Origin of the sequence: Pseudomonas fluorescens group sp. (assembly GCF_020093335.1) — a bacterium.
Lineage (GTDB): Bacteria > Pseudomonadota > Gammaproteobacteria > Pseudomonadales > Pseudomonadaceae > Aquipseudomonas > Aquipseudomonas petroselini.
On sequence record NZ_JAIOKW010000009.1, the window covers coordinates 118,961 to 137,269 of the forward strand.

16 protein-coding genes and 1 other RNA gene are annotated in these 18,309 nt (G+C 61.8%); 15 read left to right on the plus strand and 2 right to left on the minus strand.

From position 1 onward, the window contains the following. Positions 1-2: 2 nt before the first annotated feature. Together K7431_RS12910 and K7431_RS12915 are read right to left on the minus strand one after the other, a co-directional pair. Entirely contained in the window at positions 3-374 is a 372-nt protein-coding gene (locus K7431_RS12910; RefSeq protein ID WP_043204808.1) for a YraN family protein, read from the minus strand. Beyond that, a complete protein-coding gene (locus tag K7431_RS12915) occupies positions 374-2,185 on the minus strand; it encodes a penicillin-binding protein activator (RefSeq protein WP_012722287.1) in 1,812 nt (603 codons plus the stop codon). Before K7431_RS12915 ends, K7431_RS12910 begins: the two co-directional genes overlap by 1 nt. A gap of 176 nt (positions 2,186-2,361) precedes the next feature. Here K7431_RS12915 and rsmI point away from each other — a divergent pair, with 176 nt between their 5' ends. The 15 genes from rsmI to K7431_RS12990 all read left to right on the plus strand — a co-directional run bounded on the left by rsmI (position 2,362) and on the right by K7431_RS12990 (position 18,308). Further along, positions 2,362-3,267 carry a 16S rRNA (cytidine(1402)-2'-O)-methyltransferase gene (gene rsmI / locus K7431_RS12920; protein ID WP_162471070.1) on the plus strand — a complete coding sequence of 302 codons (906 nt, stop codon included), beginning with the start codon at positions 2,362-2,364 and terminating at the stop codon, positions 3,265-3,267. 96 nt (positions 3,268-3,363) lie between these two features. Further along, an RNA gene (gene rnpB, locus K7431_RS12925) (RNase P RNA component class A) lies at positions 3,364-3,717 on the plus strand. Between the two features lie 354 nt (positions 3,718-4,071). After that, the gene (gene mraZ, locus K7431_RS12930; protein WP_003171868.1) at positions 4,072-4,527 is read left to right on the plus strand and encodes a division/cell wall cluster transcriptional repressor MraZ; all 456 of its coding nucleotides are present in this window, start codon (positions 4,072-4,074) and stop codon (positions 4,525-4,527) included. Continuing rightward, the gene (rsmH, locus tag K7431_RS12935; RefSeq protein WP_012722289.1) at positions 4,524-5,471 is read left to right on the plus strand and encodes a 16S rRNA (cytosine(1402)-N(4))-methyltransferase RsmH; all 948 of its coding nucleotides are present in this window, start codon (positions 4,524-4,526) and stop codon (positions 5,469-5,471) included. Before mraZ ends, rsmH begins: the two co-directional genes overlap by 4 nt. Then, positions 5,468-5,761, plus strand: coding sequence for a cell division protein FtsL (gene ftsL / locus K7431_RS12940; RefSeq protein WP_004371991.1), 294 nt, complete (start codon positions 5,468-5,470; stop codon positions 5,759-5,761). Before rsmH ends, ftsL begins: the two co-directional genes overlap by 4 nt. Continuing rightward, positions 5,761-7,503, plus strand: coding sequence for a peptidoglycan D,D-transpeptidase FtsI family protein (locus K7431_RS12945; RefSeq protein WP_163825657.1), 1,743 nt, complete (start codon positions 5,761-5,763; stop codon positions 7,501-7,503). The genes ftsL and K7431_RS12945 overlap by 1 nt, the downstream gene beginning before the upstream one ends. Continuing rightward, positions 7,503-8,966, plus strand: a complete 1,464-nt coding sequence (locus tag K7431_RS12950; RefSeq protein ID WP_012722291.1) for a UDP-N-acetylmuramoyl-L-alanyl-D-glutamate--2,6-diaminopimelate ligase — start codon at positions 7,503-7,505, stop codon at positions 8,964-8,966. The genes K7431_RS12945 and K7431_RS12950 overlap by 1 nt, the downstream gene beginning before the upstream one ends. Continuing rightward, on the plus strand, positions 8,959-10,329 hold the full coding sequence (locus tag K7431_RS12955) for a UDP-N-acetylmuramoyl-tripeptide--D-alanyl-D-alanine ligase (protein WP_012722292.1): 1,371 nt from the start codon (positions 8,959-8,961) through the stop codon (positions 10,327-10,329). Before K7431_RS12950 ends, K7431_RS12955 begins: the two co-directional genes overlap by 8 nt. Next, positions 10,329-11,411, plus strand: a complete 1,083-nt coding sequence (mraY, locus tag K7431_RS12960; protein WP_012722293.1) for a phospho-N-acetylmuramoyl-pentapeptide-transferase — start codon at positions 10,329-10,331, stop codon at positions 11,409-11,411. The genes K7431_RS12955 and mraY overlap by 1 nt, the downstream gene beginning before the upstream one ends. 6 nt (positions 11,412-11,417) lie before the next feature. After that, positions 11,418-12,764: a UDP-N-acetylmuramoyl-L-alanine--D-glutamate ligase gene (gene murD, locus K7431_RS12965; protein ID WP_012722294.1), complete on the plus strand. Its 1,347-nt coding sequence runs from the start codon at positions 11,418-11,420 to the stop codon at positions 12,762-12,764. Next, entirely contained in the window at positions 12,761-13,984 is a 1,224-nt protein-coding gene (gene ftsW / locus K7431_RS12970; protein ID WP_012722295.1) for a putative lipid II flippase FtsW, read from the plus strand. Before murD ends, ftsW begins: the two co-directional genes overlap by 4 nt. Next, complete coding sequence (murG, locus tag K7431_RS12975) at positions 13,974-15,044, plus strand: undecaprenyldiphospho-muramoylpentapeptide beta-N-acetylglucosaminyltransferase (RefSeq protein WP_012722296.1); 1,071 nt, start codon at positions 13,974-13,976, stop codon at positions 15,042-15,044. The genes ftsW and murG overlap by 11 nt, the downstream gene beginning before the upstream one ends. Continuing rightward, positions 15,037-16,482, plus strand: coding sequence for a UDP-N-acetylmuramate--L-alanine ligase (gene murC / locus K7431_RS12980; protein WP_012722297.1), 1,446 nt, complete (start codon positions 15,037-15,039; stop codon positions 16,480-16,482). The genes murG and murC overlap by 8 nt, the downstream gene beginning before the upstream one ends. After that, entirely contained in the window at positions 16,479-17,435 is a 957-nt protein-coding gene (locus tag K7431_RS12985; RefSeq protein ID WP_012722298.1) for a D-alanine--D-alanine ligase, read from the plus strand. The genes murC and K7431_RS12985 overlap by 4 nt, the downstream gene beginning before the upstream one ends. Positions 17,436-17,438: 3 nt before the next feature. Beyond that, positions 17,439-18,308 (plus strand): cell division protein FtsQ/DivIB, encoded by an 870-nt coding sequence (locus K7431_RS12990; protein WP_012722299.1) that lies wholly within the window; start codon positions 17,439-17,441, stop codon positions 18,306-18,308. Position 18,309 lies beyond the last annotated feature (1 nt).

The following is an 18,309-nucleotide window of genomic DNA, read 5'->3' on the forward strand; positions in this document are numbered from 1 at the left end:
AATCAGCTGTCGAAGGCATCTTTGAGCCAGTTCAGATCAGCCTGACCAGACGGTGTGCTTTCTAGGGCAACCACATCGAAACGGCAGGGGGCGTCGGCCCAGCGATGCTCTTTTTGCAGGAAGAACTGCGCGGCGAGTATCAGCTTCTGACGCTTGCGCCCGTCAATACTGGCGAGCGCGCCACCCCATTGTGCGTGTTTTCTGTAGCGGACTTCGACGAATACTACTGTATCGCCGTCAAGCATGACCAGATCAAGCTCGCCACGTTTACATAACCAGTTCTGCGCCAGTAGGCGCAGACCCTGGTGTTGCAGGTATTTCAGCGCTTGAAGTTCGGCATCCTTGCCGCTTTGTGCGCTGGACCTCTCAGGCATCAGCGAGGGGTGTCCGGTAGGCGCTGGATCTCGCCGCCGACGAATTTCGCCCAAGGCATCTGGCGATCAACGCGTTGGTTGGCGCTGATGCCCAGGTTGCCCGACAGGCCGTCAACGCGGGTATCCGGCAACGCTTTGAGTTGCCCCAGGCGTGGCGCCAGGCGGTAGGCGTCGACGCCCATCGCGTACAGACGGCCAAGGCTGCCGTTGGCCTGCGGCCATTGTGCGGCAACCTGGTTGCGCAGCGGGTCGGTGGTGTTGAGCAGCCAAGGGGTTTCGCAGAACATCACGTTGGTCATGTCCAGGTACTGGTTCTTGTCGCCGCTGGCACTGAATACGTGGGACGTGGCGTATACCGGCACATCGCCGGCGTATTGGAAGTTCAGGGTTGGCTTGATCTGCTGGGCCAATTGCGGGGTCACAGCCAGGAAGATGAACTCGATGTCCTGGCGACGCGACGGCTGCGCGGCTACGTCGGTGCCGACGGTGCTTTGCAGGCTCTTGGCACGGCCTTCGCTTTTGCGCAGTTGGAACAGGTCGGCGATCTGCTGGGCGAGGGCCACTGGCTGATCAACGTACTCAACCCCCATGACCGTGCCGCCGTTGGCTTCCCAATCCTGACGGAAGGCCTTGTAGACACGCTCACCCCATTCGCCACGCGGCACCATGGCCGCAGCACGATGCAGGCCGTCGGCCCGGGCACGGCGCGAGACTTCGCGGGCTTCGTCTTCCGCGGCCAGGCCGAACTGGAACAACTGTGCAGGGCTGCGATCCGTCTCGCTGTAGTTCAGCGCCAAGGTGGTGATTGGCAATTGCGGGCGCGCGCTGAGTTGTTTGACCAGCGGCTTCTCCAGCGGGCCGACCACCAACTGTACGCCGGCGGCCTGGGCCTTGGCGTAGAACTCATCGATGGAGGTCAGGCGTGAGCTGTCATAGAACTCGATCACCGGCGGCTTCTGCCCGGCCTGTTCGGCCTGGTAGTGCGCAGCCATGAAACCTTCACGCAGCGCCTTGCCGACGGAGGCCAGCGGGCCATCCTGCGGCAGCAGCAGGGCGATCTTGTTCAGGGGCTGGCTGGCCAGTTCCTTGAGCTTGGTGAGCGGCGTCGGCAGTTGCACGGCAGCCGGGTGGCCCGGGTTCTGCGCGCGCCAGGTGTCGATGGCGGCTTGTTGTTGCTCCAGCGTACCGGCGCCCTTGACCGCCTGGGCCAGGGTGATCCAGCCGTCCAGCACCGGGTTGCCGCTGGCTTGCAGCTGTTCGGCCGGCAGGGCGGCGATCAATGCCCAGATGGCTTCGTGGTTGCTGTTGGCGGCATCGCCTGTGAGCAGCGGGGCCATGGCAACGCGCTCGCGGGCGGCGGCCAGGGTCTGGCCATCGGCTTCATAAGCGCGGGCATGCACAGTACCGGTGCGGATCTGCTGTTCAGGCGGCAGGTCCTTCAGGTTTTGCAGGCTCGGGTGGTTCAAGGCGGTCAGCGCGGCCTTGGGCTGGTTGCGCGTCATGGCCAGTTCGGCGGCCAGGGTGCTGGCAAATACTTGCGCGGCTGGCTTGAGGACATCCAGGGGCACCTGCGCAAGTATCTGCGACGAACGGCCAGGATTGTTCTGTTTGTAGGCCAGGTCGGCTGCGCTCAGGCGCAGCATAGCCGCCTGTTCTGGCGTCTTGGCGGTAGTGGCCTGTTCGAGCAGTTGCTCGATACTGGCGTCCGGGGTCCGTGGAAGGTCGCCAAGGCTGGACGAGGGCGAGCTGGCACACGCGGCCAATAAGGCAGCGAGGCAGAGGGCGGAGAGCAGCCGCAGGCAAGCGATCATGTAAGTGTTCCTGATACCGATCAAATTAGCGTGGAATTGTACCCAAGCACTGGCCCAGGCGCGATGTTACTGGCGTGAAACCGTCGATTTAGGTCGTGCAAATGTTGATATTGGTTACGGAAGGCTGAAAAGGCATCGGCCGTGATGGCATATTTTCAAGGCGCCTACGCGCTACAATGTGGCTTTTGCCAACCATCGAGGTGTGCGTTTTGACTGCTCCAGGTCCTTTGAATTCCACTGCAGGCTCGCTTTTTGTCGTGGCGACGCCCATTGGCAACCTGGACGACATCAGTGCCCGGGCGCTTAAAGTGTTGCGCGAGGTTAAATTGATCGCGGCCGAAGACACACGGCACTCCCAGCGGTTGATGCAGCATTTTGGTATCAGCACGCCCTTGGCGGCCTGCCACGAACACAATGAGCGCGAAGAAGGCAGCCGTTTTATCGTGCGCCTGTTGGCGGGCGACGACGTGGCGCTGATCTCCGACGCGGGTACCCCGCTGATCTCCGACCCTGGCTACCATCTGGTGCGCCAGGCGCGGGCCGCTGGTATCAATGTAGTGCCTGTTCCGGGAGCCTGCGCGCTGATCGCTGCATTGTCGGCGGCCGGCCTGCCTTCCGACCGCTTTATCTTCGAAGGTTTCTTGCCGGCCAAGGCGGTAGGGCGGCGTGCGCGTCTTCAAGCGTTAAAGGAAGAGCCGCGCACCTTGATTTTCTACGAAGCGCCTCATCGCATCCTTGAATGCCTGCAGGACATGGAGCTGGTCTTTGGCGGCGAGCGCCTGGCGCTGCTGGCCCGTGAGCTGACCAAAACGTTCGAAACCCTCAAGGGGCTGCCCTTGGAGGCGCTGCGCGGGTTTGTCGAAGGCGACAGCAATCAGCAGCGCGGCGAGTGTGTGGTGCTGGTGGCGGGCTGGACGGCACCGGAAAGCGAGGACGCCGTCAGTAGCGAGGCGATGCGTGTGCTGGATTTGCTGCTGAAGGAAATGCCCCTCAAACGTGCTGCGGCGTTGGCCGCTGAAATTACCGGTGCACGCAAGAATGTGCTGTATCAAGTTGCGCTGGATAAACAGAAAGCCGAATAGTTCCGGGGTTAAACCGGTATTTCGTCCGAAGGTGATGGCATTGCTGTACTTTTAATACTTGTCCTAACTCCGCCGTGCCGTTAACCTGCGCGGCGGAGAGTCGATTGGACAGTCGCTGCCTTCTATGAAAATTAGGGGGGGGAGGAAAGTCCGGGCTCCATAGGGCGAAGTGCCAGGTAATGCCTGGGAGGCGTGAGCCTACGGAAAGTGCCACAGAAAATAACCGCCTAAGCACTTCGGTGCCGGTAAGGGTGAAAAGGTGCGGTAAGAGCGCACCGCGCGACTGGCAACAGTTCGTGGCTAGGTAAACCCCACTTGGAGCAAGACCAAATAGGGTCCCAAGGCGTGGCCCGCGCTGGGACCGGGTAGGTTGCTAAAGATGTCCAGTGATGGCCATCGTAGACGAATGACTGTTCAAGACAGAACCCGGCTTATAGATCGACTCTCCACCTTTTTCCTTCTGTCCGAATCTCGGGCAGAAACCCGGTAGTAACGCAAGAATCCCTCCCTGCCAAATCATTGGCAGATGCATCTTCGTAATACCAAAAAAATCTTACTCTTAATAAATTACTTTAACTTTAGCCTATAGCGCTTTGAGCTATCTGCGCTTGTTGGGCCAAAAATACCGTCGAACTCTGGTTTCTCCTCCGTTTGCACTCCTAAATCTCCGTTCTGTAAGGCTTTTCCTTGAATCCGCGCCTTGACGGTGTGGTGGGCGCATTCCTATAGTGTGCGCAAGTGGCGGAAAGTGGCACAAAGTGGGTTTTTTGAACGTAAAACGCTAAAATTTGGAGAAACGCATCTGTGTTTCGCGGAGCTAACGCTATCAGTCTCGATGCAAAAGGCCGTCTCGCCATGCCGAGCCGGTATCGTGACGAGCTCATTTCGCGAAGTTCCGGACAGTTGATCATCACCATTGATGCCGTTGACCCTTGTTTATGTGTTTACCCGCTCGATGAGTGGGAGTTGATTGAAACCAAGTTGCGCGCCCTGCCTTCATTGCGTGAAGAAAACCGCCGCCTGCAGCGTTTGCTGATCGGTAATGCCGTCGACCTCGAGCTCGATGGCAGCGGTCGTTTCCTGGTGCCCCCGCGTTTGCGCGAGTACGCCAAGCTCGACAAGCGCGCAATGCTGGTCGGCCAACTGAACAAGTTCCAATTGTGGGACGAAGATGCCTGGGATGCTGTTTCTGCAGCTGACCTGGCTGCTATTCAACAACCGGGCGCCATGCCTGATGAACTGCGTGATTTGATCCTGTGACTATTGATAGCGGCTTTAACCACATCACCGTACTGCTTGACGAAGCCGTTGAGGCTCTCGCCGTACGCGCGGATGGCTGCTATTTGGATGGCACGTTCGGCAGGGGCGGGCATAGCCGGTTGATACTCAGCCAGCTCGGGTCCGACGGTAAGCTCCTCGGGTTCGACAAAGACCCCCAAGCGATTGCCACCGGGCAAGCGCTAGCGGCCGAAGACGGCCGCTTTGTCGTTGTGCAGCGCAGCTTTGCCGAGCTGGGTGCCGAAGTCGCCGAGCGCGGCATGGCAGGCAAGGTGGCCGGGGTTTTGCTCGATCTGGGCGTGTCTTCGCCACAGCTCGATGACCCTGAGCGCGGCTTCAGTTTCATGAACGATGGTCCGCTCGACATGCGCATGGACCCGACCCGTGGCGTGAGTGCTGCGCAGTTCATCGCCACCGCGCCAGTGGAAGAAATCGCCCGTGTGTTCAAGGAATACGGTGAAGAGCGCTTCGCCGGTCGCATGGCTCGCGCCGTGGTCGAGCGTCGCGAAATCCAGCCGTTTGAACGCACCGCTGACCTGGCCGAAGTGCTGAAGGTCGCCAACCCAGCGTGGGAAAAGGGCAAGAACCCGGCCACCCGTGCGTTCCAGGGCCTGCGCATTCACGTCAACAACGAATTGGGCGACCTGGAGGCCGGCCTCGAGGCTGCCCTCGAGGCCCTGGAAGTGGGGGGGCGCCTGGTGGTGATCAGCTTCCACTCCCTGGAAGACCGTATCGTCAAATTGTTCATGCGCCGCCTGGTCAAGGGCGAGTCCGACAACCTGCCGCGCAACCTGCCGGTGCGTTTCGAAGCTTTTGTGCCGAAAATCAAAATTCATGGCAAAGCGCAGTTCGCTTCCGAAGCCGAACTCAAGGCCAACCCACGTTCCCGTAGCGCTGTCATGCGTGTTGCGGAGAAGTTGCGGTGAGCAAGCTTTTCGCCAAGCCCCTCCCGGGCGGCAGCTTCTTTATGTTGCTGTTGTTTGTCGGCGTGCTGGTTTCCGCGATTGCGGTGTCCTACAGCGCCCACTACAACCGTCAACTGCTCAACACCCTGTACGGGGAATTGAGCGTGCGTGACAAGGCGCAAGCGGAATGGGGTCGTTTGATCCTGGAGCAAAGCACCTGGACGGCCCATAGCCGCATCGAAGTGCTGGCCACCGAACAGCTGAAAATGCACATTCCGGGCGCGGCTGACGTTCGCATGGTGGCGCCATGATGAAACTCGAGGGCGCACTCTACCCATGGCGTTTCCGCCTGATGCTCGGCTTGCTGGCATTGATGGTGGGTGCGATCGCCTGGCGGATCATCGACCTGCAAGTGGTCGACCGCGACTTCCTGATCGGCCAGGGCGACGCCCGCAGCCTGCGGCATATTCCGATTCCTGCGCACCGCGGCCTGATCACCGACCGTAATGGCGAGCCCCTGGCCGTCAGTACACCGGTGACTACCCTGTGGGCCAACGCCAAAGAATTGCAGGTCGCCAAAGACCGCTGGCCGCAACTCGCTGCCGCCCTGGGCCAGGACCCGAAAGCCTTGGCTGAACGCCTTGAGGCCCAGGCCAACAAAGAATTCATCTACCTGGTGCGCGGCTTGACCCCCGAGCAAGGCCAGCAAGTGCTCGACCTTAAAGTCCCCGGTGTCTACGGCATCGAGGAATTCCGTCGTTTCTACCCAGCCGGTGAAACCACCGCGCATATGGTTGGCTTTACCGACATCGATGACCACGGCCGCGAAGGTGTGGAACTGGCCTACGATGAATGGCTGGCCGGGGTTCCCGGCAAACGACAAGTCATCAAGGATCGGCGCGGTAGGCTGATCAAGGATGTCCAAGTCACCAAAAACGCCAAGGCCGGTAAGCCCTTGGCGTTGTCGATTGACCTGCGCCTGCAATACCTGGCCAACCGCGAGCTGCGTAACGCGATCATCGAGAACGGCGCGAAGGCCGGGAGCCTGGTGATCATGGACGTCAAGACTGGCGAGATCCTCGCCATGGTCAACCAGCCGACCTACAACCCTAACAACCGTCGCAACCTGCAACCGGCGATGATGCGCAACCGCGCCATGATCGACGTGTTCGAGCCGGGTTCGACCATGAAAGCCATCTCCATGAGTGCCGCCCTCGAAACCGGGCGCTGGAAACCCAGCGACAAGGTCGAGGTGTATCCGGGCACGTTGCAGTTAGGCAAATACACCATTCGCGACGTGTCGCGCACCGAAGGTCCGGTGCTGGATTTGACAGGTATCCTGATCAACTCCAGTAACGTGGGCATGAGTAAGGTCGCCTTCGATATTGGCGGCGAAACCATCTACCACCTCGCACAGAAGATCGGTTTGGGCCAACCCACCGGCCTGGATTTCCCCGGCGAGCGCGTGGGTAACCTGCCGAACTACCGCGACTGGAAAAAGGCCGAGACCGCCACGCTTTCCTATGGTTACGGCCTGTCGGTGACGGCGATCCAATTGGCTCATGCTTTCTCTGTATTGGCGAATAATGGCCGAATGGTTCCACTGAGCCTGATCCACGTCGACGAGGCACCGAAAGCCACCCAGGTGATTCCCGAAAACGTCGCCAAGACCATGCAAGGCATGCTGCAACAAGTGATCGAAGCCCCTCGTGGTGTGTTCCGTGCCCAAGTGCCGGCGTACCACGTGGCCGGCAAGTCGGGTACGGCGCGTAAGACATCGGTGGGCACCAAGGGCTACGCCGAAAACTCCTACCGCTCGCTGTTCGCCGGTTTCGGCCCGATGAGCGACCCACGCTACGCCATTGTCGTGGTGATCGATGAACCGAGCAAAGCCGGTTACTTCGGTGGCCTGGTCTCGGCGCCGGTGTTCAGCAAAGTGATGTCCGGCACCCTGCGCCTGATGAACATCACGCCGGACAACCTGCCGCCGACCCAACAAGCGAACGCCGGACCACCGGCCGCTGCTGTAAAAGCCAATGGAGGGCGCGGCTGATGTCTCTTAGCCTGAACAAGATTTTTGCCCACGCCGGTCGTGATCTGTTGATTCGCGAGTTGACGCTGGACAGCCGTAATGTACGCGCCGGTGACCTGTTCCTGGCGGTGCCGGGCGGTAAGTACGATGGCCGTGCGCATATCGCCGATGCGTTGCAGCGCGGTGCTGCGGCAGTGGCTTATGAAGTGGAAGGCGCCACCGTGCTGCCGATCACCGATGTGCCGTTGATTCCGGTCAAAGGGTTGGCAAAACAGTTGTCGGATATTGCCGGTCGCTTCTATGGCGACCCGAGCCGTCACCTCAACCTGGTGGGCGTCACCGGCACCAACGGCAAGACCAGCGTGACCCAGCTGGTCGCGCAAGCGCTTGACCTGTTGGGGCAGCACTGCGGCATCGTCGGCACCTTGGGCGCCGGCTTTTATGGCGCGCTGCAAAGCGGCCTGCACACCACGCCGAACCCGATCGCCGTGCAAGCGACCCTGGCCGACCTGAAAAAGGCCGGTGCCAAGGCGGTCGCCATGGAAGTTTCTTCCCACGGCCTGGATCAGGGCCGCGTCACCGCCCTGGCTTTTGACGTGGCGGTGATGACCAACTTGTCCCGCGATCACCTGGACTACCACGGCACCATGGAGGCTTACGCCGCCGCCAAGGCCAAGCTGTTTGCCTGGAATGACCTGAAGTGCCGGGTGGTCAACCTGGATGACGCATTCGGCCGCCAACTGGCCGCCGAAGACAGCGAAGCGCGCCTGATCAGCTACAGCCTGGAAGATTCCAGCGCGTACCTGTTCTGCCGCGAAGCCCAATTTAATGACGAAGGCGTGCGCGCCACGTTGGTCACGCCTCAGGGCGAACACCACCTGCGCAGCACATTGCTCGGGCGCTTCAACCTGAGCAACGTCCTCGCCGCCATCGGTGCGCTGCTCGGCCTGGATTACGCCCTGGATGAAATCCTGCGCGTGCTGCCCAAGCTTGAGGGCCCGGCCGGTCGCATGCAGCGCCTCGGTGGCGGCAAGCAGCCGCTGGTGGTGGTCGATTACGCCCACACCCCCGACGCCCTGGAAAAAGTCCTGGAAGCCCTGCGCCCACACGCCAAGGGCAAATTGCTGTGCCTGTTCGGTTGTGGCGGTGATCGCGATCGCGGCAAGCGTCCGTTGATGGCCGAGATCGTCGAGCGCTTGGCCGATGGCGTGCTCGTCACCGACGACAACCCGCGCAGCGAAGACCCGAGCCAGATTTTCGACGACATCCGCGCGGGCTTCAACGACGTGTCCAAGGCCGCTTTCGTCGCCGGTCGCGGTGCGGCCATCGCCCAATTGATCGCCAGCGCCAGCGCTGACGATGTGGTGGTACTGGCCGGTAAAGGTCACGAGGACTATCAGGAAATCAACGGCGAACGCCATGCCTTCTCCGATCTGGTCGAGGCCGATCACGCCTTGACGGCCTGGGAGGTCGCCCATGCTTAAAGCGATGACATTCAACGAGCTGGCCCAGGCCCTGTCGGCCCGGGTGCTGTCGAGCGATTGCAGTTTCGACGGCGTCAGTATCGACAGTCGCAACATCAAGCCGGGGCAACTGTTTGTCGCGCTCGCCGGCCCACGCTTCGATGGTCACGACTACCTGAATGACGTCGCCGCCAAAGGGGCTGTAGGTGCCTTGGTGCAGCGTGAAGTGGCGGACTCTGCATTGCCGCAACTGCTGGTCGCCGACACGCGCCTGGCCCTCGGCCAGCTGGGGGCGTTGAACCGTGCCGCATTCACTAATCCCGTTGCGGCCATCACCGGCTCCAGCGGCAAGACCACGGTCAAGGAACTGCTCGCCGGTGTGCTGCGCACGCGCGGCCCGGTGCTCGCTACCCGTGGCAACCTCAACAATGATTTCGGCGCACCCCTGACCCTGCTCGAACTGGCCCCGGAACACACGGCGGCGGTGATCGAACTGGGGGCTTCGCGCATCGGCGAAATCGCCTACACCGTGGCGCTGACCAAGCCCCACGTCGCGATTATCAACAACGCCGGTACCGCCCATGTCGGTGAGTTCGGTGGCCCGGAAAAAATCGTCGAAGCCAAGGGTGAAATTCTCGAAGGCCTCGACGCTTCGGGCACAGCGGTATTGAATCTGGACGATAAGGCCTTCGAAACCTGGCGTGTACGCGCCGCCGGTCGCAAGGTCCTGACGTTTGCCGTGCTCAACGCTGCGGCCGATTTCCACGCCTCGAACATCACTGTCGATGCCCGTGGTTGCCCGTCCTTTACCTTGCACTCCCCGCAAGGCAGCGAACATGTGCAGCTGAACCTGCTGGGTAACCACAACGTCGCCAACGCCTTGGCCGCTGCCGCCGCGGCCTATGCCTTGGGCGTGTCGTTGTTTGGTATCGCCACTGGCCTGGGCGCAGTGCAGCCGGTCAAGGGCCGCACCGTCGCGCAACTGGCAACTAACGGCATGCGCGTGATCGACGACACCTACAACGCGAACCAGTCCTCGGTCTGCGCCGCTATCGACCTGCTCAAAGGCTTCGACACTCGCAAGGTGCTGGTACTGGGCGATATCGCCGAACTGGGCGACTGGGCCGAGCAGTCCCACCGCGAAGTCGGCGCTTACGCCAGCGGCAAAGTCGATGCGCTCTACGCCGTCGGCCCGAACATGGCGCATGCCGTCAACGCGTTCGGGCCCGGTGCGCGGCATTTCGCGACCCAGGCCGAGCTGATCCAGGCGCTGACGGCGGCTGAACACGACACGCACACAACCATTTTGATCAAGGGATCGCGCAGCGCGGTGATGGAAAACGTCGTCGCGGCCTTGTGTGGCTCAAGTACGGAGAAACATTAATGCTGCTGCTGCTGGCTGAGTATCTGCAACAGTTCCACAAAGGCTTCGCGGTCTTTCAGTACCTGACCTTGCGCGGGATTCTGGGTGTGCTGACTGCGCTGTGTTTGTCGCTGTTCCTGGGGCCGTGGATGATCCGCACCCTGCAGAACCTGCAAATTGGTCAATCGGTCCGTAATGACGGCCCGCAGTCGCACCTGTCCAAATCCGGTACCCCGACCATGGGCGGCGCACTGATCCTGTCGTCCATCGGTATCAGCACCTTGCTGTGGGCTGACCTGCACAACCGCTACGTATGGGTGGTGCTGTTGGTGACCTTGCTGTTCGGTGCCATCGGTTGGGTGGATGACTACCGCAAAGTGATCGAGAAAAACTCCAAGGGGCTGCCTAGCCGCTGGAAGTATTTCTGGCAGTCGGTGTTTGGCGTCGGCGCCGCGATTTTCCTCTACACGACAGCGCCAAGTGCGGTCGAAACCACCTTGATCATCCCGATGCTCAAGGACGCCAGCATTCCACTGGGCATCGGCTTCGTGGTGCTGACCTACTTCGTGATCGTCGGCTCCAGCAACGCGGTGAACCTGACCGACGGCCTCGACGGCCTGGCGATCATGCCGACGGTGATGGTGGGCGGCGCGCTCGGCATCTTCTGCTACCTGTCGGGTAACGTGAAATTCGCTGAATACCTGCTGATCCCTTATGTACCGGGCGCGGGTGAATTGATCGTGTTCTGCGGCGCGCTGATCGGTGCCGGCCTGGGGTTCCTGTGGTTCAACACCTACCCCGCACAAGTCTTCATGGGCGACGTCGGCGCACTGGCGCTGGGCGCGGCCCTCGGCACCATTGCGGTGATCGTGCGCCAGGAAATCGTGCTGTTCATCATGGGCGGTGTGTTCGTGATGGAAACCCTGTCGGTGGTCATCCAGGTGGCGTCCTTCAAGTTGACCGGGCGCCGCGTGTTCCGCATGGCGCCGATTCACCACCACTTTGAACTCAAGGGCTGGCCTGAGCCACGCGTGATTGTCCGTTTCTGGATCATCACCGTGATTCTGGTACTGGTCGGCCTTGCCACCCTGAAACTGAGGTAGAAACGAGTGTCCCTGATCGCTTCAGACCACTTCCGCATCGTTGTCGGCCTCGGCAAGAGCGGCATGTCCCTGGTTCGCTTCCTGGCGAACCGGGGCAAGCCGTTTGCTGTGGCCGATACGCGGGAAAATCCACCGGAGCTGGTCACGCTGCGCCGTGACTACCCGCACGTGGAAGTGCGTTGTGGCGAGCTGGATGTCGAGTTTCTGTGCCGTGCCGATGAGCTCTACGTGAGCCCCGGCCTGGCGTTGGCGACACCAGCCCTGCAAGCCGCAGCGGCGCGTGGCGTGAAACTGTCCGGCGATATCGACCTGTTCGCGCGTCACGCGAAGGCGCCGATCGTGGCGATCAGTGGTTCCAACGCAAAAAGCACCGTCACCACCCTGGTTGGCGAGATGGCTGTGGCGGCCGGTAAGCGTGTCGCCGTGGGCGGCAACCTCGGTACGCCGGCGCTGGACCTGCTCAGCGACGACATCGAGTTGTACGTGATGGAGCTGTCGAGCTTCCAGCTGGAAACGACTCACGACCTTGGTGCCGAAGTTGCCACCGTCTTGAACGTCAGCGAAGATCACATGGACCGCTACAGCGGCCTGCCGGCCTATCACCTGGCCAAGCACCGAATCTTCCGCGGCGCCAAGCAAGTGGTGGTCAACCGCCAGGATGCGCTGAGCCGTCCGCTGATGGGCGAGGGCCTGCCGTGCTGGACCTTCGGCCTGAGCAAACCCGATTTCAAAGCCTTCGGCATCCGCGAAGAGCACGGCGAGAAGTACCTGGCCTTCGAATTCCAGAACCTGATGCCGGTGCGCGAGCTGAAAATTCGTGGCGCGCATAACCAGTCCAACGCCCTTGCGGCCTTGGCGCTCGGGCATGCCGTGGGCTTGCCGTTCGACGCCATGCTCTCGAGCCTGCGCACCTTCGGCGGCCTCGAGCATCGCTGCCAGTGGGTGCGTGACCTCGACGGTGTCAGCTATTACAACGATTCCAAGGCCACCAACGTCGGTGCGGCCCTGGCTGCCATCGAAGGCCTTGGCGCCGATATTGAAGGCAAGCTGGTGCTGATCGCCGGTGGCGACGGCAAGGGCGCCGACTTCAAGGACCTTAAAGGCCCGGTGGCCACGCATTGCCGTGCCGTGGTGCTGATCGGGCGCGATTCTGACTTGATCGCCGCCGCCCTGGGCGATGCCGTGCCGCAAGTCCGCGCCACGTCGCTGGACGACGCCATCGCCCACTGCAAAGCCCTGGCCCAGCCGGGCGATGCGGTGCTGCTGTCGCCGGCGTGCGCCAGCTTCGACATGTTCAAGAACTACGAAGAGCGCGGCCAGCTGTTCGCCCGCGCCGTGGAGGCCTTGGCATGAGTATCGACTTCAGAAACATCATCAAGCCGTACCCGTCGCCGATCATTACCGGGCGCGGTATCGACCTGGATTTCCCGATGCTCGCCGGTTGCCTGGCGTTGCTGGGCCTGGGGTTGGTGATGATCACTTCGGCGTCCTCCGAAGTGGCTGCCGTGCAGTCGGGCAACACGCTCTACATGATGATCCGGCACTTGGTTTACCTGGTGATCGGCCTCGGCGCCTGCATCGTCACCATGATGATTCCCATCGCTACCTGGCAACGCCTGGGCTGGCTGATGCTGATCGGGGCGTTCGGCTTGCTGATCATGGTGATCCTGCCCGGCATCGGCCGGGAGGTGAACGGTTCGATGCGTTGGATCGGCTTCGGCGCGTTCAACGTGCAGCCGTCGGAAATCGCCAAGGTGTTCGTGGTGATTTACCTCGCCGGTTACTTGGTACGTCGCCAGAAAGAAGTGCGCGAAAGCTGGATGGGCTTTTTCAAGCCGTTCATCGTGCTGTTGCCCATGGCTGGCCTGCTGCTGATGGAGCCCGACTTCGGTGCCACCGTCGTAATGATGGGGGCGGCGGCGGCGATGCTGTTCCTCGGCGGCGTGGGCCTGTTCCGCTTCACCTTGATGGTGGTGCTGGCGGTGGCGGCGGTGACGGTGCTCGTGCAAGCGCAACCCTACCGGATGGCGCGTCTGATCACGTTTACCGACCCCTGGTCCGATCAGTTCGGCTCCGGTTACCAATTGACCCAGGCGTTGATCGCCTTTGGTCGTGGCGAGTGGCTGGGCGTCGGCCTGGGCAACAGCGTGCAAAAACAGTTCTACCTGCCGGAAGCGCACACCGACTTCGTGTTCTCGGTGTTGGCCGAAGAATTGGGCGTGGTGGGTTCGCTGTGCACCGTCGCGTTGTTCGTGTTCGTGTGTGTGCGCGGCATGTACATCGGCATGTGGGCCGAGAAGGCCAAACAGTATTTCGCTGCTTACGTGGCGTACGGCTTGTCGTTCCTGTGGATCGGCCAGTTCCTGATCAATATCGGCGTGAACGTCGGCCTGCTGCCGACCAAGGGCCTGACGTTGCCGTTCCTCAGCTACGGCGGCAGTTCGTTGGTGATCTGCTGCGCCTGTCTTGGCTTGTTGCTGCGCATTGAGTGGGAGAGTCGTACCCACCTGGGCAGCGAAGAGATGGAGTTCAGCGAAAGCGACTTCGCCGAGGAGCCGACCCATGGGCGCTAACGTGCTGATCATGGCTGGCGGCACCGGGGGCCACGTGTTCCCGGCTTTGGCCTGCGCGCGGGAATTCCAGAACCGTGGCTACACCGTGCACTGGTTGGGTACACCGCGTGGCATCGAAAATGAACTGGTGCCCAATGCTGGCTTGCCGCTGCACCTGATCAACGTCACCGGCCTGCGCGGCAAGGGCAAACTGTCTCTGCTCAAGGCGCCGTTCGTGTTGCTCAAGGCTGTGTGGCAGGCGCGCAAAGTGATTCGCGACGTGCAGCCGGTGTGTGTGCTCGGGTTTGGCGGTTATGTGACCGGTCCTGGTGGTGTGGCGGCGAAGCTCGCCGGCGTGCCGGTGATCGTGCACGAACAGAACGCCGTCGCCGGCACCGCCAACCGCTTGCTGGTGCCCTTGGCCGCACGGGTGTGTGAAGCGTTCCCGAATACGTTCAGTGCGTCGGACAAGCGCCGCACCACCGGCAACCCGGTGCGCACCGAACTGTTCATGGACATCGCCCGCCAGGCGTTGGCCGGGCGCAAGGCGCACCTGCTGATCCTGGGCGGAAGCCTGGGCGCCGAGCCGCTGAACAAATTGCTGCCGGAAGCGGTGGCGCAACTCCCTGCAGAATTGCGCCCGGAGATCTTCCACCAGGCCGGCAAGAACCACGATGAAGTCACCGCCACGCGTTACCGCGAAGCCGGTGTGGAGGCGAACGTACAGCCTTTCATCAAAGACATGGCCCATGCCTATGGCTGGGCCGACCTGGTGGTCTGTCGCGCTGGTGCGCTGACCGTCAGTGAACTGGCCGCCGCCGGTCTGCCGTCCTTGCTGGTGCCTTTGCCCCATGCGATTGACGATCATCAGACCCGCAACGCCGAATATTTGGCCGGGGAGGGCGCTGCCTTCCTGCTGCCGCAAAGAACGACTGGCGCCGCCGATTTGGCCGCACGCCTGACCGAGGTTTTGATGCAACCGGAACGACTCAACAGCATGGCGAGCACCGCAAGCCGCCTGGCCAAACCTGACGCAACCCGCACCGTGGTCGATATCTGCCTGGAGGTGGCCCATGGTTGAGAATCAGAAAGCCATGCCACAACCTGAGATGCGCCGCATCCGTCGCATCCACTTCGTTGGTATCGGCGGCGTGGGTATGTGCGGCATTGCCGAAGTGCTGCTGAACCTGGGTTATCAGGTATCCGGCTCCGACTTGAAAGAGTCGCCGGTCACCGATCGCCTGAAATCCTTTGGCGCACAGATCTTTATCGGCCACCGTGCCGAGAACGCCGCTGAGGCTGACGTGCTGGTGGTTTCCAGCGCCGTGAACACCTCCAACCCGGAAGTGGCGACGGCCCTTGAGCGCCGCATTCCCGTGGTGCCACGCGCCGAGATGCTGGCCGAGCTGATGCGCTACCGCCACGGCATTGCCGTCGCCGGTACCCATGGCAAGACCACCACCACCAGCCTGATCGCCTCGGTATTCGCCGCCGGTGGCCTGGACCCGACGTTTGTCATCGGTGGCCGCCTGAATGCAGCCGGTACCAATGCCCAGCTCGGCACCAGCCGTTACCTGATCGCCGAAGCCGACGAAAGTGATGCCAGCTTCCTGCACCTGCAACCGCTGGTGGCCGTGGTCACCAACATCGACGCCGACCACATGGCGACCTACGACGGTGACTTCAACAAGTTGAAGAAAACCTTCGTCGAGTTCCTGCACAACCTGCCGTTCTACGGTCTGGCCGTGGTGTGCCTGGATGATCCGGTGGTGCGTGAAATCCTGCCGCAGGTCAAGCGCCCGACCGTGACCTACGGCTTCAGCGAAGACGCCGACGTGCGCGCGATCAATGTGCGCCAGGAAGGCATGCAAACCTACTTCACCGTGCTGCGTCCCGACCGTGAGCCGCTGGACGTCTCGGTGAACATGCCGGGCAACCACAACGTGTTGAATTCCCTGGCGACCATTTGCATCGCCACCGATGAAGGCGTCAGCGATGAAGCCATCGTCGAAGGCCTGTCGCGCTTTGCCGGTGTTGGCCGTCGCTTTCAGGTCTACGGCCAACTGCCGGTAGAAGGCGGCGATGTGATGCTGGTGGACGATTACGGTCACCACCCGACCGAAGTCGCCGCCGTGATCAAGGCTGTGCGGGGTGGCTGGCCGGAGCGCCGCCTGGTGATGGTGTACCAGCCGCACCGCTACAGCCGTACCCGCGACCTGTATGACGACTTCGTCAATGTACTGGCCGATGCCAACGTGCTGCTGCTGATGGAAGTCTACCCGGCCGGTGAAGAGCCGATCCCGGGCGCCGACAGCCGCAAGCTGTGCAACAGCATCCGCCAGCGTGGCCAGTTGGACCCGATCTACATCGAGCGCGGTGTGGACCTGGCGCCGATCGTCAAGCCGCTGCTGCGTGCCGGCGACATCCTGCTGTGCCAGGGCGCTGGTGATATCGGTGGTCTAGCACCTAAGTTGCTCGCCAGTCCGCTGTTTGCAGCCGCCCAGGGGAAGTCGAAATGACCACTGACTACGGCTCCCTGTTCTCGACCATCACGCCTGCCGACTTCGGCCGCGTGGCGGTGCTGTTCGGCGGCAAGAGCGCCGAGCGCGAAGTGTCGCTCAAGTCCGGCAACGCCGTGCTCGAAGCCCTGCAAAGCGCGGGTGTGAACGCGTTCGGCATCGATGTGGGCGATGATTTCCTCGCTCGCCTGCAGGCCGAGAAGATTGACCGTGCCTTCATCATCCTGCACGGCCGTGGCGGTGAAGACGGCAGCATGCAAGGCCTGCTGGAGTGCGCCGGCATTCCTTATACCGGCAGCGGCATCCTCGCCTCGGCGCTGGCCATGGACAAGCTGCGCACCAAGCAGGTGTGGCACAGCCTGGGTATTCCAACACCGCGTCACAGTGTGCTGTGCAGCGAAGACGATTGTATTTCTGCAGCCAAGGAACTGGGCCTGCCTTTGATCGTCAAACCAGCCCATGAAGGCTCCAGTATCGGCATGGCTAAAGTGAACTCGGCCGCCGAATTGATCGACGCATGGAAAGCGGCAAGTACCTACGATTCGCAAGTGTTGGTGGAACAGTGGATCCAAGGTCCCGAGTACACCATCGCCACCCTGCGTGGCCAGGTATTGCCGCCTATCGCATTGGGCACGCCCCACACCTTTTACGACTACGACGCCAAGTACGTGGCTTCCGATACCCAGTACCGGATCCCGTGCGGCCTCGACGCAACCAAGGAACAGGAATTGATGGACCTCACGGCGAAAGCCTGTGAGGCGCTGGGTATCGCCGGTTGGGCGCGGGCAGACGTGATGCAGGATGACCAAGGGAATTTCTGGTTCCTGGAAGTCAACACTGCACCGGGCATGACCGATCACAGCCTGGTACCTATGGCCGCCCGTGCCGCCGGTCTGGACTTCCAGCAGTTGGTGCTGGCGATCCTGGCCGCAAGCATTGAGCCCAGAGGCTAAGACATGAAAGGCGCATCGCTTCGTCATCAGCCCCCACAAGCACCGAGCCGCAAGCCGGTGCCACGGGGTGCCAGCCGAATGGTGGCTAAAGAGCCGATGTCGGCGCGCCTGCCGAAAGCCAATTTTGGTTTCCTCAAGGCGCTGTTCTGGCCGGTGCTGCTGGTGGTGTTGGGCTTCGGCACTTACGAGTGCGCACAGCGTCTATTGCCGTACGCCGACCGGCCGATCACCAAGATCAGCGTACAGGGCGACCTGAGTTACATCAGTCAGCAAGCGGTACAGCAGCGCATCGGCCCGTACCTGGCGGCGAGCTTCTTTACCATCGACCTGGCGGGTATGCGCGCCGAGTTGGAACAGATGCCGTGGATCGCCCACGCCGAAGTCCGCCGCGTGTGGCCGGACCAGGTGACGATCCGCCTGGAAGAACAACTGCCCGTGGCCCGTTGGGGTGACGAGGCGCTGTTGAACAACCAGGGCCAGGCATTCACCCCGCGTGAGCTGGCCAATTACGAGCACCTGCCGCAGCTGTTCGGGCCGCAGCGGGCGCAGCAGCAAGTGATGCAGCAGTACCAGGCCTTGAGCCAGATGCTGCGGCCACTGGGCTTCTCCATTGCACGCCTGGAACTGCGTGAACGGGGCAGCTGGTTTTTGACGACCGGGGCAGGCAGTTCCGGCCCGGGCATCCAGTTGTTGCTGGGACGCGACCGCTTGGTGGAAAAGATGCGCCGCTTCATTGCCATCTATGACAAGACCTTGAAAGAACAGATTACGAACATTGCGAGCGTCGACCTGCGTTACGCCAACGGCCTTGCCGTCGGCTGGCGTGAACCGGCTGCGCCCACGGCAGCGCAACCCGCTGTCGCGAAGAATTAAG